The organism is Dermacoccus abyssi (genome assembly GCF_003515945.1).
Lineage (GTDB): Bacteria > Actinomycetota > Actinomycetes > Actinomycetales > Dermatophilaceae > Dermacoccus > Dermacoccus abyssi.
Map to the genome: position 1 here is coordinate 16,854 of NZ_QWLM01000013.1, position 20,536 is coordinate 37,389.

General features: G+C 68.3%; 17 protein-coding genes and 2 tRNA genes. 5 read left to right on the plus strand and 14 right to left on the minus strand.

Annotated features, from left to right (window positions below):
* Window positions 1-20: 20 nt before the first annotated feature.
* Window positions 21-2,207, minus strand: coding sequence for a 4-alpha-glucanotransferase (gene malQ, locus D1832_RS11040; protein WP_182434764.1), 2,187 nt, complete (start codon window positions 2,205-2,207; stop codon window positions 21-23).
* A 64-nt stretch (window positions 2,208-2,271) separates the two neighbouring features.
* Between malQ and D1832_RS11045 the strand changes: the two genes are divergently transcribed.
* From D1832_RS11045 to D1832_RS11055, 3 genes are all read left to right on the plus strand, one after another.
* Complete coding sequence (locus D1832_RS11045; RefSeq protein ID WP_118914142.1) at window positions 2,272-3,225, plus strand: mechanosensitive ion channel family protein; 954 nt, start codon at window positions 2,272-2,274, stop codon at window positions 3,223-3,225.
* 26 nt (window positions 3,226-3,251) lie between these two features.
* The gene (locus D1832_RS11050; RefSeq protein ID WP_118914045.1) at window positions 3,252-3,656 is read left to right on the plus strand and encodes a globin; all 405 of its coding nucleotides are present in this window, start codon (window positions 3,252-3,254) and stop codon (window positions 3,654-3,656) included.
* A gap of 67 nt (window positions 3,657-3,723) precedes the next feature.
* Window positions 3,724-5,457, plus strand: coding sequence for a glycoside hydrolase family 13 protein (locus D1832_RS11055; protein ID WP_118914047.1), 1,734 nt, complete (start codon window positions 3,724-3,726; stop codon window positions 5,455-5,457).
* 100 nt (window positions 5,458-5,557) lie between these two features.
* On the opposite strand, the gene D1832_RS11060 is transcribed toward D1832_RS11055, so the two are convergent.
* From D1832_RS11060 to D1832_RS11070, 3 genes are read right to left on the minus strand one after another with little or no spacing between them, the layout of a single operon-like run.
* The gene (locus tag D1832_RS11060) at window positions 5,558-6,604 is read right to left on the minus strand and encodes a Gfo/Idh/MocA family protein (RefSeq protein ID WP_118914048.1); all 1,047 of its coding nucleotides are present in this window, start codon (window positions 6,602-6,604) and stop codon (window positions 5,558-5,560) included.
* A gap of 21 nt (window positions 6,605-6,625) precedes the next feature.
* Complete coding sequence (locus D1832_RS11065; RefSeq protein ID WP_118914050.1) at window positions 6,626-7,279, minus strand: DUF8185 domain-containing protein; 654 nt, start codon at window positions 7,277-7,279, stop codon at window positions 6,626-6,628.
* Complete coding sequence (locus tag D1832_RS11070) at window positions 7,276-7,755, minus strand: acyl-CoA thioesterase (protein ID WP_118914052.1); 480 nt, start codon at window positions 7,753-7,755, stop codon at window positions 7,276-7,278. Before D1832_RS11070 ends, D1832_RS11065 begins: the two co-directional genes overlap by 4 nt.
* Before the next feature lie 91 nt (window positions 7,756-7,846).
* On the opposite strand from D1832_RS11070, the gene D1832_RS11075 reads away from it, so the two are divergent.
* Window positions 7,847-8,821 carry an acyl-CoA thioesterase gene (locus tag D1832_RS11075; RefSeq protein WP_241510984.1) on the plus strand — a complete coding sequence of 325 codons (975 nt, stop codon included), beginning with the start codon at window positions 7,847-7,849 and terminating at the stop codon, window positions 8,819-8,821.
* Between the two features lie 76 nt (window positions 8,822-8,897).
* Complete coding sequence (locus D1832_RS11080) at window positions 8,898-9,497, plus strand: GNAT family N-acetyltransferase (RefSeq protein WP_118914053.1); 600 nt, start codon at window positions 8,898-8,900, stop codon at window positions 9,495-9,497.
* 1 nt (window position 9,498) lies between these two features.
* Here D1832_RS11080 and D1832_RS11085 read toward each other — a convergent pair whose 3' ends face one another.
* From D1832_RS11085 to D1832_RS11130, 10 genes are all read right to left on the minus strand, one after another.
* A complete protein-coding gene (locus D1832_RS11085; protein WP_118914055.1) occupies window positions 9,499-10,221 on the minus strand; it encodes a siderophore-interacting protein in 723 nt (240 codons plus the stop codon).
* Between the two features lie 397 nt (window positions 10,222-10,618).
* A complete protein-coding gene (gene ettA / locus D1832_RS11090) occupies window positions 10,619-12,301 on the minus strand; it encodes an energy-dependent translational throttle protein EttA (RefSeq protein ID WP_047311350.1) in 1,683 nt (560 codons plus the stop codon).
* Window positions 12,302-12,423: 122 nt separating this feature from the next.
* The gene (gene ssb / locus D1832_RS11095; protein WP_118914057.1) at window positions 12,424-12,996 is read right to left on the minus strand and encodes a single-stranded DNA-binding protein; all 573 of its coding nucleotides are present in this window, start codon (window positions 12,994-12,996) and stop codon (window positions 12,424-12,426) included.
* A 163-nt stretch (window positions 12,997-13,159) separates the two neighbouring features.
* Window positions 13,160-14,833: a GTPase family protein gene (locus D1832_RS11100; RefSeq protein WP_118914059.1), complete on the minus strand. Its 1,674-nt coding sequence runs from the start codon at window positions 14,831-14,833 to the stop codon at window positions 13,160-13,162.
* Window positions 14,830-16,545: a dynamin family protein gene (locus D1832_RS11105; RefSeq protein ID WP_118914061.1), complete on the minus strand. Its 1,716-nt coding sequence runs from the start codon at window positions 16,543-16,545 to the stop codon at window positions 14,830-14,832. Before D1832_RS11105 ends, D1832_RS11100 begins: the two co-directional genes overlap by 4 nt.
* A gap of 46 nt (window positions 16,546-16,591) precedes the next feature.
* On the minus strand, window positions 16,592-17,854 hold the full coding sequence (gene efeB / locus D1832_RS11110; RefSeq protein WP_118914063.1) for an iron uptake transporter deferrochelatase/peroxidase subunit: 1,263 nt from the start codon (window positions 17,852-17,854) through the stop codon (window positions 16,592-16,594).
* A 79-nt stretch (window positions 17,855-17,933) separates the two neighbouring features.
* A complete protein-coding gene (gene efeO, locus D1832_RS11115; RefSeq protein ID WP_118914065.1) occupies window positions 17,934-19,121 on the minus strand; it encodes an iron uptake system protein EfeO in 1,188 nt (395 codons plus the stop codon).
* Window positions 19,118-19,987 (minus strand): iron uptake transporter permease EfeU, encoded by an 870-nt coding sequence (gene efeU / locus D1832_RS11120; RefSeq protein ID WP_118914145.1) that lies wholly within the window; start codon window positions 19,985-19,987, stop codon window positions 19,118-19,120. The genes efeO and efeU overlap by 4 nt, the downstream gene beginning before the upstream one ends.
* Window positions 19,988-20,272: 285 nt before the next feature.
* Window positions 20,273-20,346, minus strand: a tRNA-Arg gene (locus tag D1832_RS11125).
* A gap of 79 nt (window positions 20,347-20,425) precedes the next feature.
* A tRNA-His gene (locus tag D1832_RS11130) sits at window positions 20,426-20,501 on the minus strand.
* Window positions 20,502-20,536: the final 35 nt, after the last annotated feature.

Sequence of the window (20,536 nt, forward strand, 5' to 3'; positions counted from 1 at the left end):
CGTCGAGCCGTGCTCGAGGCTCAGCTGCGCGCCCGCAGCACCCGGATGACCCGCTTGGCACGACGCGAGGTCATGAGATCGTCCAAGCTCACCCCCGACTCGTCAGGGCCCGCGACGGGGCGACGCCACAGGGCATGCACGTGGGTGACGCCGTGCTCGCCCACGATGCGCTGATCGCCCACGAGATCGGCGACACGGACCGTGAGCAGCAGGCTCGGGGCCGATGCCAGATAACGGTGCAGGGCCCCCACCTGGTCTTCCACACTCGCGCGCGGCGTCATGAGACCGCGCGCCGCGAGGGCCTCGACGAGAGCCTTGCGACGCTTCCCGGCGCGCTCCTCGTAGGCAGCGTGGTCGTCGCGCAGACCGTATCGACGTGCCTCCTCGAGGTGAGATCCCGTGAGCAGTGCTGCGCTCGGGGGAGCGTCCTTGGCGCCGAGCGAGGTCATGGCGCGCTCGGGCAGCTTCTTCGGGTCTCGCGAGCCGCTCCCCTCGGTGTCGTCGAGGAGCACGGCCGAGGAAACGACACCGCGCTCGGCGAGGTAGTCGCGGATCCACGGCTCGGTTTCGTCCTCGTCACCGGCCACGACGAGCGCGCCCGCCCGATGCGCCTCGAGCAGCAGAATGCCGATGAGCGCTTCGTGGTCGAACTGAACGTAGGTACCCGCGTCCGCAGCGTTCTCGGCCGCCGACGGCTGCGGTATCCACCACTGGCGGAACAAGGTGCCGATGCGCTCCACCCGCAGTGCGCCACTGCGAGCGAGGGTGCGACGCACGATGTCACGCCACCGTGCGTGGCCGTTCTCGGCGAGCGCCGAGGGCTTCATCGCAGCAAGGCCGAGATCGACGACCGTGCCGTCCGCGGCGCGCGCTCCGAGACGCATGTCGGCGGCGAACGCCTCCGGCCAGGCCCACTCCTCGAAGCCACCGTCGATGACGCCAGGAGCGATGTCGTGCATGACACCGATGCGCATGCCGGCCGCTTTCACCTCACGCTGGGCGTCGGCGAACTGTGCGCCGGCGACCCACTGCAGCCACGCCTCGAACTCGACGTCGTCGGCGTGCTCCTCGCGGAAGGCGGCTACCTCGGGGCTGCGCGGATTCTGCAGTTCCTCGGGCCATGTGCTCGCCGGAAGACCGTGTTTCAGCGCAATGACGCACCACGTCGCGTAGTCGAACAGCCAACCCGCCTCGGACTCGACGAAGTGCCCGAAGTCGCGACGACGGCGGTGGGAACGCTCGACGTTGAAGATCATCCGCAGCGCGGCTCGCTTCGACTCCCAGACCGCGTCGCGGTCGACCTCGTCCGTGAGATTGAGGCGGCGGGCGTCGTCGCCGTGCCACTCGACGAGTTGGTGCTCCGCGGCCGAGAGATAGCCGATCTCGGGCACCTCCTCGACGCGGATTGCGAGGGGGTCGAGCGCCGTACGGCTCGCGGGGCGATACGGGTTGGGGTCGATCGTGGGCACGGGATCGGCCGCGTTGACCGGGCCGACGTTGACGTAGTCCGCACCGCTTCGGGCGGCCCATGTGCCGAGTTCGGCGAGGTCTGCTGCATCGCCGATGCCCCACGAGCGCTCGGACCGCACGGCGTAGAGCTGTCCCGCCACTCCCCAGCCGCGCTTGGCGGCCAGATCGGGCGGCAGGGTCATCGTCGCGGGCGTGACGACGACCGGACGGACGTGACGACGGCCCCCTGCGCTCACCTGAAGTTCGTGGTAGCCCAGAGGAAGATCGCCGGGCAGGTCGAGGTCGACGACCTGAGGAGATGTGCTGTCGCTCTCGCCGGCTGCGTCGCTCTCGTCCTCCCCACCTTCGCTCTTGTCCTCGTCCTCGCCGCCTTCGGACTCGCTGCTGGTGTCCGATGGAGCGTCGAGTTCCTCGCCACGCTCGAGGGGGACGATGCTGCCGTCCTCGAGCACGATGCGCGCCTCGAACTCAGTGGTCGCGGGCACGGTGAATGTGACACTCGGGGTCCAGGACTCGCGCAGGACGAGTGCGTCAGGAAGGCCCACCACGGAAGGCGTGCCTCCATCATGGCGATCGGCACTCGGCGCCGCGTCTTCGCTGCATTCGACGCCCAGCGAGGTGAGCACCGCCTCGACGACCTCGGGCGCGACCGCTCGGGCGCGTCCCGAGCCGTCCCGGACATGGGTGGCAACGCCGTGGGCGTTCGCGAGTTCGGTGAGCGAAGGAGTGCCGGGCATAGGGCAATTCTGGCAGACGCTCCTGGCCGTTCCAGCCGTTCGACGGGATGGTTGGATGGCAGGCATGGCTGCACCGTCCTTCGTCCCCCATGCCGCATCCCTGCCCGAGGGCTGGGAGTGGCTGGTCGGCACTCCGCTGCAGATCGTCGTGGTCGTCCTGGGAGCTCTGGCCGTGCGCTGGATCCTGCACCGGGCCATCACCCGCGCGGTCCACGCGATGGAGACGCGAGGCACCACGCCGGAGGTGGTCGGCAAGGAGGGCGCTCTCTCCCCCGCGAGGGCCCGTCTGCGGGCCGCCGCTGGCCTCGACGACGAGCGCCGCCGTCAGCGCGCGGCAACGATGGGCTCGCTCCTGCGGTCGGTGACGACGGTCGTCGTCCTCGCCGTCGCGACCCTCACGGTCGCCGCGCAGCTCGGCATCCAGCTCGGCCCGCTCATGGCGAGCGCCGGCGTGGCCGGTGTCGCCGTCGGCTTCGGCGCGCAGTCCCTCGTGAAGGACTATCTGTCCGGCATCTTCATGATCTTCGAGGACCAGTACGGCGTCGGCGATGTCATCGACACCGGAGAGGCCGTCGGCACCGTCGAGGAGGTGACGCTGCGCATCACTCGGCTGCGCGACGCCAACGGCGTCGTCTGGTACGTGCGCAACGGCGAGATCATCCGCGTCGCGAACCGCTCCCAGGGCTGGTCGACCTCGCTGGTCGACGTCCCGGTGTCGTACGACGCGGACATTCGCAAGGTCACCTCGGTGCTCGACGAGGTCGTCGACGCGCTGTGGCAGGACGAGACGTGGGGCGCCAAGCTCATCGAGCGCCCCGACGTCGCGGGTGTCGAATCGGTCGGAGGAGGCGCGATAACCTTTCGGGTCATCGCCAAGACGGCACCGAACGAGAACTTCGGTGTGACGCGCGAACTGCGACGCCGCGCCGTCATCGCCCTGGAAAACGCCGGAGTGAAAGCACCACCGGTCGTTCCGGGCTACGGCAACGTCAACCCGAACCTGCCGCCCGTGAAGTAGTCGGCCCCGGGTGCAAGACTGGTGACATGACTGAGGCAACCCTGTACGAGAGGTTCGGCGGCCACGAGACGTTCCACCGCCTCGTCGAAGTCTTCTACGACGGCGTGGCCTCGGACGAGAAGCTGCGGGCGTTGTACCCCGAGGAGGATCTCGAACCGGCGAAGCGCCGTTTCGAGATGTTCCTCGAGCAGTACTGGGGCGGCCCGACGACGTACTCCGAGGAGCGCGGACACCCACGTCTGCGGATGCGTCACATGCCGTTCGCCGTCACACCGGAGCAGCGTGACCGCTGGCTCACCCACATCATGGCTGCCTGCGACGCCGTCGATCTCGAGCCGGAACTCGATGCGCTCCTGCGCGACTACCTCGTGCGTGCTGCGTACAGCCTCGTCAACACCCCCGGCCCTGAACCGGAGAACCCGATCCGCTGAGTCTGGCCCTGCCGCCAACGGTGAAACGCGTTTCGCGTGGGCAGACCTCGGTTGGCACACTGGGTCGGTGAGCCAAACGACCACCTGGAACAGCCAGTCCGCACCCGCCCACGACCAGACGCCAGAGGCCGAGTGGTGGCGCTCGTCGACGATCTACCAGGTCTACCCGCGCTCGTGGGTCGACTCGAACGGTGACGGCGTCGGCGACCTGCCGGGCATCACCTCGAAGCTGCCCTACCTCCGCGACCTCGGTGTCGACGCCCTGTGGATCTCCCCCTTCTACCGCTCGCCCATGGCTGACGCGGGGTACGACGTCGCCGATTACCGCGACATCGATCCCCTCTTCGGTTCGCTGAGCGACGCCGATGACCTCATCAACCGCGCGCACGAACTCGACCTGCGCGTCATCGTCGACCTCGTGCCCAACCACTCCTCCGACGAGCACGAGTGGTTCAAGGCCGCCCTCGCGGCTGGCCCTGGTTCGCCGGAGCGTGAGCGCTACATGTTCCGCGACGGCAAGGGCGAGAACGGCGAGGAGCCACCGAACGACTGGAAGGCCATCTTCGGTGGCAACGCCTGGACGCGTGTCACGGACGCGGACGGCAACCCGGAGCAGTGGTACCTGCACTTGTTCGACCCCAAGCAGCCCGACTTCAACTGGAACAACGAGGCCGTGCGCGAGGAGTTCCTCAGCATCCTGAGGTTCTGGCTCGATCGGGGTGTCGACGGTTTCCGCGTCGATGTGGCCCACAGCCTCGTCAAGGCCGATGGCCTGCCCGACCACTCCGCTCACGCCAAGATGGCCGGCCTCTCCGACGCCAGCCACGACAACGGCGGCCCCATGTGGGACCAGGACGGCGTCCACGAGATCTACCGCGCGTGGCGTGAGGTGCTCGACTCCTACAACCCCGTCGACGCCGACGGCTACGACTCGGCCGGCGACCGGGCGATGTGCGCGGAGGCCTGGGTCAACCCGCCGGAGCGTCTCGCGCGCTACGTACGCCCGGACGAGTTCCACCAGGCCTTCAATTTCGCGTTCCTCGAGACCCCGTGGCGCGCCGCCGACATGCGCGAGAGCATCGCGTCGTCGTACGCCTCGAACGACGCTGTCGGCGCCCCGACGACGTGGGTGCTGAGCAACCACGACGTCGTGCGTCACGCTACGCGCTTGGCACTGCCGATCGGTGAACCACGCCCCAACGGCATCCGCGCCGAGGATCCGCAGCCGGATGCGGCCCTCGGCCTGCGCCGCGCGAAGGCGGCAACGGCGCTCGAACTGGCCCTGCCGGGCGGCGCCTACCTCTACCAGGGCGAGGAACTAGGCCTACCCGAGCACACGACGATGCCGGACGCAGCGCGTCAGGACCCGACATGGGCGCGTTCGGGCCACACCGAAGCAGGCCGCGACGGCTGCCGCGTCCCGATGCCCTGGGTCAAGGACGCTCCGTCGTTCGGTTTCGGCTCCGCAGACGCCCCCTGGCTGCCGCGGCCCGACGTCTACGGCGAGTTGGCCGTGGACCAGCAGGACGGCGTCGCGAGCTCGACCCTCGAGTTCTACCGCCGCATGTTGCGCGAGCGCCGCGCCCGCCGTCTCGGCGAAGGCGCACTGACGTGGGTCGACGGCCCGAAGGACACCGTCGCTCTCGTCAACTCGCGTGAGGGTCACGAGGATCTGTGGTGCGTGACGAACTTCGGTGCGGACACGACGCTGCCCGATGGTGCTGTCGTGGTCGTGCGCAGCGACGAGCGTGACGACCTCACGCTGCCGACCGACGTCACGGTGTGGTTCACCCGCGCCTGACCGACCCATCCCTCACGAACGTTGCCCCGGCCGAGACCGTTCTCCACCGGGGCAACGCTTACTCAGTTCCGTCCAGAGGCGAAGCGACGAGTCCGTGAGGTCACTCGCCGGGGTAGACGACGCCCAGCTGACGACGCACCTCGTCCATGAGGTCCATGACACGCAGCGTTTCGGCGTGGGTCATGAGCGGCGACTCGCGATCCCCCGCCGCGATGAGGCGCGCCGCCTCGGCGGCCTCGTAGTGGAGGGCGTGGATCGTGTCGGCGGAGCGGTACTCGTCGAGCAGCTGCCCATCGTTCGCGAGAAGCCGCACTCGCGTCGGGAAGTAGAACCAGCCGTCGATCTCGAGGCGTCCCTTCGTGCCGGCGACGACGGCCGTGTTCGGTGTCTGGGTGGCCATCGTCGTCGCAGCCTGGGCGACGACGCCGTCGGCAGCCGTGAGCACGATGACCTCGGACTCGTCGACGCCTTCAGCGGTGAGCGTTCCCCGGGCGCTCACCGTGGTGAACTCGGGTACGAGCATCGCGGCGAACGACAGGGGGTAGATCCCGAGGTCGAGCAGCGCCCCTCCGGCGAGAGCAGGATCGCTCAGCCGCTGCGGGCCGTCGGGGTGGAGAGCCTGGCCATGGTCGGCGGCGATCCACTTGAGGTCGCCGATGAGTCCGGTGTCCACCGCACGACGAACGACGTCGTAGTGGGGCAGGAAGCGTGACCACATTGCCTCCATGCAGAAGACACCCGCGTCGTGGGCCGCGTCGAGAACCTCCCGCGCCTCCCTGACGTTGCGCGTGAAGGCCTTCTCGACGAGCACGTGCTTGCCTGCGCGGATCGCGGCCAGCGCGTGCTCCCGGTGCTCGCTGTGCGGGGACGCCACATAGACGACGTCGACCGCGGGGTCAGCAACCAACGCGTCGTAAGAGCCGTACGCCGTTGCTGTCGGCGCGAATTCGTCGACGAAACTCTGCGCGCGCTCCAGGCTGCGCGACCCGACGGCGACGATGCGCTGCTGCGTCTCCGCGCCGATCGCGGACGCGAACGTTCGCGCGATACCCCCGGGGGCGACGACACCCCAGGCCAGCGCGGGAGCCTCGCGGGGATCGGGCGTCGTCGGTGCGGGCAGGCGTCGGACATCGGAGGAACGCGTCATACGAGCGAGCCTATCGACGCCTCACCGTACGAGCACGTGGCCCACGGACGTGGAGACGCGACGCCACCGGGCCGTGCCGTAGACGTGGGCCTCCGAACCAATGGCGAAGCCGAGCGCGTAGATGCCGAGCGCCGCGCCCGCCGGAAGCCCGTCGGCACCGCCCAGATCTCCCGCGATGGGCCGGTTCCAGACCTTCTCGCGCAGCTGCTCGACGGCGGCTGCGCCAGCTCCCTGCGGGGTGCCCTCGGCCACCTCGGCGATACCGTCACGGGCAACCTGGACGAGATCCGCCAGGGGTAGTCGCGCGAGCGGGGACCAGCCGGCTCGCGGGGGTGTCACCGCAGCCCACGTGGTACGCACGGTGGTGGGCGGCACCTCGAGCAGGCGCGTGTCGGCGTTCCGACGACGCGCCAAGCGGTCGCTGACGGCGCGCAGCGGCACGACGGTGTCGAGGGGGTGGTCGACCGGTTCGGCCAGCCGGAGGACTCGAAGCCCGACGACGGTTCCCTCTCCCATGAGCCCGCGCCCCTTGCGGACGCCCACCCACGTGGCAAGCGTCGCGCCGTCCGCCTGGAGACGGATGGCACCGTCGTCTTCGAGCGTGCGTGCGCGTGAGACGAAGGTGGCGAGGTCCTCGGCCGTCTCGTGGTCGGCGAGATGGAGCGGGCCCGTCACGACGACGAACGCTCCGCGCGCTTGGCGCTGTTGTGGCGGAAAGGCACCGCAGGTCCGAGAAACGTCGACAGGCTGTCGCGGTCGACAGGATCAAGACGACGAGGACGTTCGGCCTCGAAGTCGTACCCGACGAGCGTGGTCTCGGCCAGGGCGTACGCCGTGGAACCGACGCCACCGTCACGGACCTCGTAACCGATGTCGTACGACGCGCCGGTCAGCCGGGTCACCCACATGGCGACCTCGATCGGTTCGATGCGGAACACGAGAGGCGCGCGGTACTCGATCTCGTGGCGCGCCACGATGATTCCCTCACCGACGACCGATCGAGCACGCCCGAACCATTCGGCGAAGGCGAGGATGCGGGCGTCCTCGAGGAGCCGCAGGAACTGCACGTTGTTGACGTGCCCGTAGGCATCCATGTCGGACCAGCGCAAGGGCACGGGAACGACGGAGCAGCGTTCGGGAGCGAAACTCATACCTGCATTGTGGCGCGTCGGGTGACGTGCCGTGCACTCGCCGTCCACCAAACGTTCACGACCTCCCGTTCCCGATGGGTAACCTCTCCGGGTGAGCGAAAACAAGGATGAAGCGCAGGTTCCGGTCGACCCCATGAGTTCGCTGCTGCACGTACTCGATCTGCAGCCGGTGGGAAGCGCGACCGTGAGCGCCACGTTCAGCGCGCAGACGAGCCTGGCCGACCTCGGCCAGAGCGAGGCGGACGTCTTCATCGGAGAGTCCCAGCCGCAGCCCCACGGGCGCATCTTCGGCGGGCAGGTGCTGGCACAGTGCGTCATCGCGGCCGGTCGCACCGTGACCCCCGCGGACGGGCGCCCGCCACGCTTCATCCACTCACTGCACGGCTATTTCCTGCGCCCGGGCGACTCGATGCAGCCCGTTCACTTCGCCGTGGAGCGCCTGCGTGACGGCGGTTCCTTCTCCGCGCGCCGAGTTCACGCCATCCAGAAGGGCGCGCCCATCATGAGCGTCATCATGAGCTTCCAGGAAGAGGCCGAGGGCATCGACCACCAGGTGCCCATGCCCGAGGTCACCGACCCGCTCGACCTCCCGACGACAGCGGACGTCGTCGGCGACATCGACCACCCGATCGCGCAGCACTGGGCGCACGGTCGGGCTGTCGACGTCCGTCACGTCGAGGGCGCGCTGTACCTGCAGCCCGCATCCGAACGCACGCCGCAGCAGCACCTGTGGATGCGCACGTTGAGCGCCATCCCGGACGACCCGCTGCTCGGCGCCGCCGTGCTCGCCTACGCCTCCGACTACACGATGCTCGAGTCGGCGATGCGCGCGAACGGGGTTGCCTGGGTGACGCCGGGCTTCCGCGCTGCGAGCCTCGACCACGCGATGTGGTTCCACCGGCCGGTGCGCCTCGACGACTGGATCCTCTATGCCCAGGATTCCCCCTCCGCCCAGGGCGGACGCGGCCTCGGTACCGGGCGCATGTTCACGCGTGACGGCACCCTCGTCGCGACGGTCGCCCAGGAGGGCATGATGCGCGTCAAGGACCTCTCGGTTCTCGACTGAGGGCCCGCTTCGTGGCGATGTGACCACGCGCCGGAACGTGCGTGACTTCGGGCGAGGAACGGTGTGAGGTGGAGCCATGACGGACATCGATCGCGACATCACGCTCTCCGGCTCTCTCGTACGCCTAGAGCCCCTCTCCCACGACCACCACGACGGGCTCGTCGAGGCCACGAACGACGGGCAGATGTGGACGCGCTGGTACACCTCGGTGCCGCGCCCGGAGGGCATCGCCCAGATGATCGACGAGCGTCTGCGCCTCAAGGACGAGGGATCGATGGTGCCGTTCGTCGCGGTGCGTCAGTCGGACGGCACCGTGCTCGGCAGTACGGCGTTTTACGACATCCGGCCCGAGGTACCGCGCGTGTCGATCGGTTACACGTGGAATCGAGCGTCGACGCACGGCACGGGCACGAACGTGGAGAGCAAGCTTCTGCTCATGACCTACGCGTTCGAGACGGCTCAGTGCGCCGGCGTCCGGTACGAGACGAGTTGGTCGAACCAGCAGTCGCGCGCCGCGATCGAACGCCTGGGGGCGCACCTCGACGGCGTGCTGCGGGCGGATCGACTCGCAAGCAACGGCGCGCTGCGCGAAACCGTCGTCTACTCGATCCTGGCGCACGAATGGCCGAGCGCGAAGGCGAACCTCGAGCTGCGTCTCGCGCGCCACTGCGATTGAGTCAGCCCGCCGCGCTCCAGTACGCCTGGGCGTGGATCCGTTCCTTACCGACACCGTGATCCTTGCGCAGGGCTCGCACGACGGCTCGCGTGGCCGAGGCCTCAGTCGTGACCCAGAAGCGCGTCGTGGCTTCGCCCGCGAAGTCGTGCGTGCGAGTGAGCAGCGCCTCGTCGCCCATGGCGAACCACTCGACGTCTGTAGCGGCCGCTAGGCCGAGTGGAATGTCGCGGTCGTCGTCGTACTCGCTGTGCAGGAGCACCGTTGCCGGAGCCTCGGACCAGTGATCCAGCAATGACCGAATGGCAGGTACGCACGCCGTACCGCCGATGAGGACCGTTCGCTCCCAGGACGTTCCGGGCGCCGGCTTCTCGGACGGCCAGGGGCACTTGGAGCCGAGCAAGGACGCGCGAATGCGGGTGCCGGCGGTGACGTTCTGCGACCAACGAGCGGCCACGCCGTCGTGGAGCGCGAATTCGAGGGTGGCGCGGCCGCTCGCCTCGTCGGCGTCGACGAGGGTGAAGGCACGCTGGTGGTCCTTGCCGTCGTCGTCGAACCACAGGCGAAGCCACATCGACGGGTGCACCCCGTGGCTGCGCAGGAAGTCGCCGCAGTCGACGTGCACGCGGTGGTAGTGAGGCGTGAGGGGTTCGCTTTCGAGCACGACCAGCTCGGTGTTCTTGGCGCCGAAGGCGTTGACGACGAGGCGCTCGAACGAGGGTGACATGGTTCCCTTTCGCACGGGGTAGGACGCAGTCACCCTAACTTAGGTAACCCTCACACAGCCGTCTGCAGGGTCACTGACCCAATTTCGGCGGCTCCCCCTCGCCTGAACCTGTGAGGCCACGAGCCCAACACCCTCGGAGCCGCCCCGACAACACAAGCGGAACCACGCTGGAAGCGGACTCGGAGCGCACAAAAGCCCACGGTGTGACCCGAGCTTGCGAGGGTCACACCGTGGGCTTTTGTGAAGCGACGCCCGACGCGCTGTCGCACCGAGCGAACTGAGCGAGCTTGCGAGGTCAGTTCGCCGGAAGACGGCGCAAGGGAGAGGCTGCCTGTCGCACCGAGGTTGAGTTCCGAGCCCGCGAGGAACTCAACCCGGAAGACGGGCCAACGATCGGCTAATCGCGCGTGAGGCGGCGGTGCGTCACGCGGTGGGGGCGTGCGGCTTCGGCACCGAGGCGCTCGATCTTGTTCTTCTCGTAGTCGTCGAAGTTGCCTTCGAACCAGTACCACGCCGAGGGGTTCTCGTCGGTGCCTTCGTAGGCGAGGATGTGCGTCGCGACGCGGTCGAGGAACCAGCGATCGTGGCTGATGACCACGGCGCAGCCCGGGAAGTTGAGCAGCGCGTTCTCGAGGGAGCCGAGGGTTTCGACGTCGAGGTCGTTGGTCGGCTCGTCGAGAAGGAGCAGGTTGCCGCCCTGCTTGAGGGTGAGCGCGAGGTTGAGGCGGTTGCGCTCACCACCGGAGAGGACACCGGCCTTCTTCTGCTGGTCCGGCCCCTTGAAGCCGAACTGCGAGACATACGCACGGGCCGGGATCTCGACCTGACCGACCTGGATGTGGTCGTTTCCTTCGGAGACGACCTCGAACAGGGTGGCTTCGGAGTCGATGCCGCCGCGGTTCTGGTCGACGTAGCTGATCGAGACCGTGTCACCGATCTTGACGGTGCCCCCGTCGGGCTCTTCGAGGCCGACGATGGTCTTGAAGAGCGTCGTCTTGCCGACACCGTTCGGGCCGATGACGCCGACGATGCCGTTACGCGGAAGCGTGAACGACAGACCGTCGATGAGGACGCGGTCGCCGAAGCCCTTCTTGAGGTCGGTGACCTCGATGACCTGGGCGCCGAGGCGCGGGCCCGGCGGGATCTGGATTTCCTCGAAGTCGAGCTTGCGCGTGCGCTCGGCCTCGGCAGCCATCTCCTCGTAGCGGGCGAGGCGGGCCTTGCTCTTTGTCTGGCGAGCCTTGGCGTTGGAGCGGACCCACTCGAGCTCGTCCTTCAGGCGCTTCGCGAGCTTCTGATCCTTCTTGCCCTGGACCGTGAGGCGCTCCTGCTTCTTCTCCAGGTAGGTGGAGTAGTTGCCCTCGTACGGGTAGAGGCGGCCGCGGTCGACCTCGCAGATCCAGCCGGCGATGTTGTCGAGGAAGTACCGGTCGTGGGTCACGGCGAGCACAGCGCCGGCGTAGGAGGCGAGGTGCTGCTCGAGCCAGAGGACGGACTCCGCGTCGAGGTGGTTGGTGGGCTCGTCGAGCAGGAGAAGGTCGGGCTTCTGCAGCAGGAGCTTGCACAGGGCGACGCGGCGCTTCTCGCCACCGGAGAGCACGCTGACGTCTGCGTCACCGGGCGGGCACCGCAGGGCGTCCATGGCCTGCTCGAGCTGGCTGTCGAGATCCCACGCGTCAGCCGCGTCGATCTTCTCCTGGAGCTTGCCCATCTCCTCCATGAGGGCGTCGAAGTCGGCGTCCGGTTCGGCCATCTCGGCGGAGATCTCGTTGTAGCGGTCGAGATCCTGCTTGATCTGCCCGAGACCCTCTTCGACGTTGCCGCGCACGGTCTTGTCCTCGTTGAGCGGCGGCTCCTGGAGCAGGATGCCCACCGAGTAGCCGGGCGACAGGCGTGCTTCGCCGTTGCTCGGCTGGTCGAGGCCGGCCATGATCTTGAGGATGGTCGACTTGCCGGCGCCGTTCGGGCCGACGACGCCGATCTTCGCGCCCGGGTAGAACGACATCGAGACGTCGTCGAGGATCACCTTGTCGCCAACGGCCTTGCGTGCCTTGGTCATGGTGTAGATGAACTCTGCCATGGCTCAGAGGCTATCGGTTTCGCGCGGCACGGCGCGACTCGTCACTGCGCACCCGGCCTGTTCCGACGCCGGAGACCGGGCTCACGGCTCCGGGCTCGTGACACGCACGCCGTCGCGTTCGCTCACGAGGCGAGCCGCTCTCCCTGTTCTGTCGCGGCGTCACCGGTGCCCGCCTGGCCGTTGATGTCGGCCGCACCGACCTCCTTGCCCTCGGTCACCGCGTCCTGCCGCGCATCGCTGTCGCCCTCATCCGGCGCGAGGTCACCCTCCAGCTCACGCATGGCGAGGGTGACGGCGTCGTCGGCCAGACGGTCATTGCTCGGGATGACCGGCCGAACGCTCTTGGTGAACGTGCTCTGACCGAACTTCAACGACGGCCCGATGTCGTGGGCGTCGATCTGTGCGCTCGTGCGCAGTTCGCCGTCACGCGCTTCGTACTGCGTGAGCCGCAAGCGCCCGGTGACCATGACGTGCTGGCCCTTGGTGAGCGAGTGGTAGGCGTTGCCCGCGAGCGCCCGAAAGGCCGTGACGCTGAAGAACTGCGCTTCGCCGTCGCTCCACGAACCGTCCTCGGCGTTCCAGCGGCGCGGGTTGACCGCGATGCGGAAACTGACGAAGGGATCACCGGCCCGCGTTTCCCGCAGGACGGGGTCGCTCACCACGGTGCCGCTGACATCGACCTTCACTTCGTTCATGACTCTCTCCTCCTCGTGTGCACCGAACCGGGTTCGGCGACGGGCACTCACCCACGCCGACGACGCTAGGAACGTCGCCCGTCACCTGACCAGGGCAGAGCCTTCGAGGGTGTGGAAAGGCATCCCCGGAACGTGTCCGGGGAGGCCTTTCCACAGGTGAGAGTTACTCCGAGGCTTGTGCAAGCGCCTTCGCCGTGTCGTCGTGACGCGTCACGACTGCGGCGACCGGCGCCACAATGCGCTCCTGGGCAACCTCCGTGATGGCCGCGTACAGGCGCTCACGAGCGTCGACGCGAGCACGCGCCGCACCGGCGCGGGCAAGGGATCGCGCCAACAGGGCGAGCAGGAAGCCGAGCAACAGCCCGACCACGAGCATGACGAGCGGAATCGGCAACCAGTCGCCACCGAGCGTCGGCACTCCGACGTGGATCTGCATCATGCTGAAGCCGAAGAGCACGAGCAGCCACACGGCCCCCGCCAGCGCCACCGCGGCGAAGATCCACTGGAGTACGGCGGCAACGCGCCACCACGCGGGGAAACGTCCGCGCAACGGAGTACGCATCACGGCCTGGTCGAGCGCGTCGGTCATCGAGCCGTCCCGCGGCGTGGCGGCGGCGCGCACCTCGTCGGCCCACGGAGCAGGCATCCCGTCGGAGGCCCGCTCGCCGAGGCGCCTCGTCGCGAGATCGACGGCTGCGCGGGCAGCGGGGCTCGCCGGCGGCAGCGACGACTTTCCGAGAGCGATGCGGCGGTCCGCACGGCTGAGGTTCGCTTCGGCCTGGGTATCGAGACCCAGACGGGAGAGCGGCTTGGCCTTGAGGTTCTGCGTCCAGCGCGTGAACGGCCAACCGGTGCGGCGGGCCGCTTCGACCCGGTAGTCGCGTTCCACAGCGTCGAGCGCCACGTTGACACCGGCGGAGTCTGCGAGCGCCGAGACGAGTTCGTCGTTCGATCCGGTGACCCGCTGGGGACGAACGGCTCCGACGTGCGAGTTGAGGCGCTGTGCCTGGTGCCGCAGATCGCCGGCCAGACGTCGGTCGGAGGCGTTCTTCGACTGCACGAGGTCGGCGAGGGCGTCGATGAGCAACTCGCCGCCACCCGTGGCGATCGTCGAGGTCGGCAGAACGACAGCATCGGTCAGCCCGTCCTCCTCGAGCAGACGCGTGAGGTCGGCGAGGCAGCTCTGCGCGGCCTCGGGCGTGAGCCGGTCGACCTGGTTGAGGACGACGACGGACGTCGCCTTCGCGACGGCCAGCTGGCGCACGTACTGCTCGTGCAGGACGGCGTCGGCGTACTTCTGCGGGTCGGTGACCCACACGAACAGGTCACACATCTCGAGCACGCGGTCGGCCTCGGCACGGTGCTCGCGCACGCGGGAATCGAAGTCGGGAAGGTCGAGGAGCACGAGGCCGTCGAGCTCGGCGTAGCGCGGCATGCTCGGGTGCACCTGGTGACGTGCGGAGATGTCGAGCCAGTCGAGCAGTTCTCCCGGCACGCTCTCGCCCCAGATGGCGGCGGAGGCGCGCGAGGTCGTCGGACGTCGCGCACCGATGCGGGAGACGGGCTCCCCGACGAGGAGGTTGAACAAGCTCGACTTGCCGGAGCCCGTAGCGCCGGCCAAGGCGACGACGGTGTGGTCGCCCCCGAGGCGCGAACGTTCGGCGACGCGCGCCAGGAGCTTGCGAGCCACTGCGACGTCGTCGGCGGGCAGAGCCGCCCCGCCGAGCGTCAGCGCGCGCTGGAGAGCGCCGGCGCGGCCGTCGACCTCCTCGCGCGACACCGGGGCCACGACGGGGCGCTCCTCGCGCTTACCGCGGGCGAACGGGTTCCAACTCATCGTGCGTCCTTCACGGCCGCGAGGGCCTTCTCGATGCGCTCGGGGGCGCCTGGAGCGAGCGCGACCTCTGCGAGGGCTGCGTCGTAGCGCTGCTCCTCACGCTCGAACAGCTCGGTGATGCGCTCAAGCAGCATGCCGCGGGCCCGGTTCGCCAGGGTACGAACGGCCTGGTCGCCGAAAATCGCTTCGAGGAGGCGCTGCGCGAGAACGGCCGAGCCTCCCGCGATGCCGACCTCCGCACCGCTCAGACCGTACGTCGAGGCGAACGTGATGAGCATGAGCATGACGGCGATGCCGTTGACGCCGAAGGCGAGGAAGCGCGCTGTCGTGCGCTTGTCGCCTGCCTCTTCCCGCACGAGGTCGAGCACATCGCCCTGCCAGTCGCGGACGAGACGTTCGACCGTGGACGTGAGCTCGGGGCTCGCGGCGTTCAGTTCGGGGTGGCGGGCCATGATCGGCTTGCCCGCAGGGTCGAGTCGCCAGGCGCGGCCCGCGTCGAGGGCAGCCGATTCTCCGTGCGACGTGACGAGCTGTGCGACACCGGACTGGAGGGCCTCCCCCAGATCACGAGCCGGAGCAGCGGTCTCGGTGCGGGCGCGGAAGAAGCCGGTGACACGATCGCGGAGCTTGCTCACGCCGGCCTCGAACTGCTTGAGCAGCTCGCCGGTACCGACGAGTTCCTGCCAGCGCGCGAGCACCTCGCCGCGCAGCAGGGTGCCGTCCTTGAGGCCTTCCTCGACCGCGCGCAGCTGCTCGGAGTAAGCCTCGGACGCGGCGCCGGCCAACGTCGTCGCCGCCTCGTGCTGCGCGCGTCCGGCGGCGATAGCACCGCGGGCGCGCCCGTCGAGGGAGTCGAGTGCCCCGTCGAGCGTTCGACGGATGACGACCTGACGCGACAGGGCGTCGTCGGCCAGCGAGTGCAGCCAGCTGGAGATACGCTCGACCTCGATGTGCGGCAGCATGCCGTTCTCTTCGAGCGGCGATTCTGCGACGGCGAACACCGGCGACTGGCCGAGGCCCTGCGCCGCGAGCATGCGCGCGAGGTCGGCGCGCACCTCCTCCATCGCGTCACGAGGCACGCGGTCGAGCACGACGGCCACGGACGTCCCGCGGTCGATGGCCTGCTCGAGCATCTCCCACGGCACGGCGTCGGCGTAGCGGACAGCGGTCGTGACGAAGAGCCACAGATCAGCCGCGGAAAGCAGCTGGCGCGCAAGGTCGCGGTTGGCGGAGACGACCGAGTCGATGTCAGGGGCGTCGAGCAGCGCGAGACCGCGGGGCACGGAGGCGGACGCGACGAGGCGCAGCGACGACGGGTCGTCACCCTGCGTCGCAGCGCCGGTGATGCGCGAGAGACCCGGCAGGACGCGCTCGCCGGTGAACCATTGAGCGTCCGAGGGGTGGTGGATGAGCACCGAGGCTCGCGTCGTCGGGCGCAGGACGCCGGAGCGTGTCACCTGCTCACGCACGATGGAGTTGACCAGCGTCGACTTGCCTGCGCCCGTCGAGCCACCGATGACGGCGAGCAGCGGGGCGTCGAGGGATTCGAGGCGCGGCAGGACGTAGTCGTCGAGCTGCGACACGAGCTCCCCCTGCTCGCGGCGCTGCTTGGCGACGTCAGCCGTCTCGAAGGGGAGGGCGTTGGCGGCGACAGCGGCACGCAACTCGCCCACGGCGCGGTGCAGGCGCGCACCGTCGAAAACTTTGTTCACCCGTACAGTCTCGTATGCCGTTGGCGCGCACTCAACTTGGAACGCGTCAGGATGTGAAGAGTTGCTGACCCACGAAGCCGCCCTTGGGCACTCCCGGCGGCACGGCGAACAAGCCGGAACCTGTGTGCTTGAGGTACTCCATGAGCGCATCCTCACGCGACATCCGCATCTGCATGGGGATGTACTGGCGTGACGGCCGCCGCACGTAGGCGAGGAAGAAGAGCCCTGCGTCGAGTCGTCCCAAGGCATCGTTTCCGTCGGTGAAGTTGTAACCGCGTCGCAGCATCTGCGCGCCGCCGTTGTTCTTCGGGTGGGCGAGGAAGACGTGCGAGTTCTTCGCGATGAGCGGCTCGCCCCCGCGTCCCTTGACGTCGAACTTCGGCTCGTCGAACTCCTTGCCACCGGAAAGCGGCGCACCTTCGGGGCGGTCACGCCCGATGATGGCTTCCTGCTCGCGCAGGCTCGATCGGTCCCAGGTCTCGAGGTGCATCGTGATGCGACGTGCCACGAGGTAGGAGCCGCCTGCCATCCAGTCGGCCTTCGGGTCGTCACCCCGGCCCACCCACACGTGGTCGTCGACGACGTCACGGCTCTCGGCCTTGATGTTGGCCGTACCGTCCTTGAAGCCGAAGAGGTTGCGCGGCGTGGCCTGGCTCGTCGAGGTCGAGCTGGTACGCCCGAAACCGAGCTGCGCCCACCGGATGGCGGCCAGTCCGAAGGCGATGCGAGACAGGTTGCGGATGGCGTGCACGGCCACCTGGGGGTCGTCGGCACAGGCTTGAACGGCGATGTCGCCGCCACTGCGGCGCGGGTCGAGCTTGTCGGCCGGGAAGTGCGGCAGTTCGCGCAGTTCCTTGGGCTGCTTGTCCGCGAGCCCGAACCGGTCCTTGCCCTTCTCGTCGCGGAACAGCGTCGGACCGAAGCCGAAGGTGATCGTCAGGCCGGACGGCGGAAGGTCTTGGGCCTCACCCGTGTCGGCGGGTGGCGCGTCGTAGGCGGTGGCCTCGTCGGAGGCCGTCTCGCCGCGCATCATCCGCTCGGCGGCGAGGCTCCACGCCCGCAGGAGCGACTCGAGTTCGTCGCGCGTCGTGGCAGTGACGTCGAACGTCGCGAAGTAGAGCCTGTCCTGCGCAGGCGTGACGATGCCCGACTGGTGTTCACCGAAGAAGTCGTAGGTGCGCTCCCCCGGCGACGGCTTTTCATCGGCTGCGGCGTGAGAGGCACCCCAACCCCCCGCGAAACCGGCAGCACCGAGTGCCGCTCCACCACCGGCGAAGCCGAGCATCCCGCGGCGCGAGACGTTCGCCATGCTCACTCTCCTCCTTCGCGCGCGGCTTCCCGCGCGGTTGCCTTCGCCCCCACGCCGAGCGCGGGGGCGAAGGAACACCTTACAACGTGACGGCTGCGGTCAGCTTCGACAGCGGCTCACTCAGGGCGTTCACTGCATTCGACAGTTCCTTGACCTCGGCGTCACTCAGCTTGTCGTACGTCTTGAAGACGACGTCGTCACCCGAGCCCGAGACCTTGTGCTTGTCGAGCAGCTTCTGCAGCGCGGCGAACTTCGTCGCGATGCTCGAATCGAGCGACGCGTCCTTCTTCTTGAGCAGCGGACGCAGGTTCTCCCATGCGATGCGGGCGCCGTCGACGTTGCCCTGGAAGTCCCACAGGTCGGTGTGCGACCAGGCTTCTTCCTCGCCGGTGACCTTGCCGGTGGCAACCTCGTCCATGAGCGCCTTCGCACCGTTGCCGATCTTGTCGGCGGAGAACGTCGTCGTCTTCGTGCGCGTCTCGAGGGTCTTGGTGTCCTTGAGCAGCTGGTCGGCGATCTTCGTTCGATCGGCCTTCGACATGGCCGTGTAGCCGGTCTTCGGCGGCCAGAGGTCCTTCTCGATACGGTGCCAGCCGGTCCACTCCTGGCCCTTCTCGAGGTCGGCCTCGCGAAGGTCCATCTTCGGGTCGAGGTCGCCGAAGGATTCGGTCACGGGCTCGATGCGTTCCCAGTGCAGACGCGCCTTGGCGTAGAGGGCGCGGGCTTCGTCGTCCTTACCGGCCTTGTACAGGTTGACGAACTTCGTCGTCTGGGTCGTGAGCGAGCTGGCCTGGTCCTTGACGTACGACTGGTACTGCTTGTCGGCGGTCTCGACGAGCTGCTTGTCGGCTCCGCTGGGCGCGAGGTCCTTGCCGGAATCGGTGACCTTGAACTTGGCGGCGATGCCCTTGCCGACCATGCCCGGCTTGCACGCCGTGTAGTAGTCGCCCGGAGCCGCCTTGACGACGAGTTCACGCGTGAGACCCGGAGCGATGTTTTCGACCTCGCCGACGATGCGTAGCTTGTCCTCACCGAGGAGGTAGAACTCGGTGACCTTGTCGCCCTCGTTCTTCACGCTGAAGACGACGTTGCCCGACGGCGCCTCGGACTTGGAGACCGTGCACTCGGAGGCGGTCGAGGAGACGGTCAGCTTGCCGTCGCCGGACTTCGAGTCGGACGAGGACGAGTTGCTCGTGCAGCCTGCGAGTGCGAGGCCGGCGACGGCGAGCAGGGCGCCGCTGCGAGCGAGGGTGGGTCGGGTGGTCATGCCGTCACTTTCTGGGGAGTGGTCGAAGCCTGCGTCGCGGCCTTGGGGTTGTGGGAGGCACGCACGCGCTTGACGAAGATCGTCATGACGACGGCGACGTAACTGACCCACACGATGAGCTCCAGCCACGTCGTGGCCGGCGAGAAGTTGAGGGTGCCCTTGAGGAGCGTGCCGAGCCACGAGGTGGGCTCGATGGTGTCGCTCACGTCGAAGGCGAGGTTGTGCAGACCGGGCAGGATGCGCGCTTCCTGCAGGTCGTGGACGCCGTAGGCGAGAACACCCGCGGCGACGAGAATGAGGAAGCCACCCGTCCACGTGAAGAACTTCGACAGGTTGAGTTTGAGCGCCCCCTTGTAGAACGCGAAGGCGAGGACGACGGCCGTCGCGATACCGAGCGCGGCACCCACGAGCGGCGCGGTGGACGACGACGAGCCGGAGCTGGCCGCCTGCGTCGCGGCCCAGAGGAAGAGCGCGGTCTCGAGCCCTTCGCGGCCGACGGCGAGCATCGCGACGACGACGAGGGAGGCACGCGACGCTTCGGCTGCTCGATCGACGTGGCTCTTGAGGTCACCGGAGAGGGTGCGCGCCGAACGGGCCATCCAGAAGATCATCCAGGTGACGAAGCCGACGGCGACGATCGACAGGCCACCACCGATGGCTTCCTGCGCCTCGAACGTCAGGCCGTTGGGGCCGTACGTGAGGAGTGCGCCGAAGGCGAGGGAAACACCCACAGCCGCGGCAACGCCGAGCCAGATCCTCGGCAAGAGGTGTCGTCGATCCGACTTCACGAGATACGCGACGAGGATGACGACGACGAGCGACGCCTCCAGGCCTTCGCGAAGACCGACGAGATAGTTGCCGAACACGAGCACCCCCAGAGCGGGTTAGGTATACCTGAGCGAGGTAAACCTAACCTATCGTCGTGAAATAGCAGCCGCCAGCCCCACAGCTCGGGACTAAAGTCACGTTCGAGCGATGGCTCCCGGCCAGCCATCTGTTGGTGCGGCGCGGACCACTCGCTTCGCTCGGGCCCACCCGAGTGAACCGCACCCCGACAGGAACCGTCGCAGGCTCCTCCCGAATCCTGGCCAGCCATCTGTTGGTGCGGCGCGGACCACTCGCTTCGCTCGGGCCCACGCCGCACCAACGAGTACCCCCGACAGGATTCGAACCTGCGACCTAGAGATTAGAAGGCTCTTGCTCTATCCAACTGAGCTACGGGGGCTCACGCAGCACCCGCGCCTCACGAGGCGAAGGCCCTGCGAAAACACAAAACCCCCTGAAATGTCAGGGGGTTTCGCGTCTGGGGTGAGTAACGGGACTTGAACCCGCGACATCCTGGACCACAACCAGGTGCTCTACCTGCTGAGCTATACCCACCATGTGCGCGACCGGGGAACCCCGGGTCAGGCAGC

Coding starts and splice junctions, on each gene's coding strand:
- ettA (WP_047311350.1), bottom strand. CDS start 12,301: ATGGCAGAGTTCATCTACACCATGACCAAGGCACGCAAGGCCGTTGGC.
- efeB (WP_118914063.1), bottom strand. CDS start 17,854: ATGGCGAACGTCTCGCGCCGCGGGATGCTCGGCTTCGCCGGTGGTGGA.
- malQ (WP_182434764.1), bottom strand. CDS start 2,207: ATGCCCGGCACTCCTTCGCTCACCGAACTCGCGAACGCCCACGGCGTT.
- D1832_RS11100 (WP_118914059.1), bottom strand. CDS start 14,833: ATGAGTTGGAACCCGTTCGCCCGCGGTAAGCGCGAGGAGCGCCCCGTC.
- D1832_RS11045 (WP_118914142.1), top strand. CDS start 2,272: ATGGCTGCACCGTCCTTCGTCCCCCATGCCGCATCCCTGCCCGAGGGC.
- D1832_RS11085 (WP_118914055.1), bottom strand. CDS start 10,221: ATGTCACCCTCGTTCGAGCGCCTCGTCGTCAACGCCTTCGGCGCCAAG.
- efeO (WP_118914065.1), bottom strand. CDS start 19,121: ATGACCACCCGACCCACCCTCGCTCGCAGCGGCGCCCTGCTCGCCGTC.
- D1832_RS11050 (WP_118914045.1), top strand. CDS start 3,252: ATGACTGAGGCAACCCTGTACGAGAGGTTCGGCGGCCACGAGACGTTC.
- D1832_RS11080 (WP_118914053.1), top strand. CDS start 8,898: ATGACGGACATCGATCGCGACATCACGCTCTCCGGCTCTCTCGTACGC.
- ssb (WP_118914057.1), bottom strand. CDS start 12,996: ATGAACGAAGTGAAGGTCGATGTCAGCGGCACCGTGGTGAGCGACCCC.
- D1832_RS11060 (WP_118914048.1), bottom strand. CDS start 6,604: ATGACGCGTTCCTCCGATGTCCGACGCCTGCCCGCACCGACGACGCCC.
- D1832_RS11070 (WP_118914052.1), bottom strand. CDS start 7,755: ATGAGTTTCGCTCCCGAACGCTGCTCCGTCGTTCCCGTGCCCTTGCGC.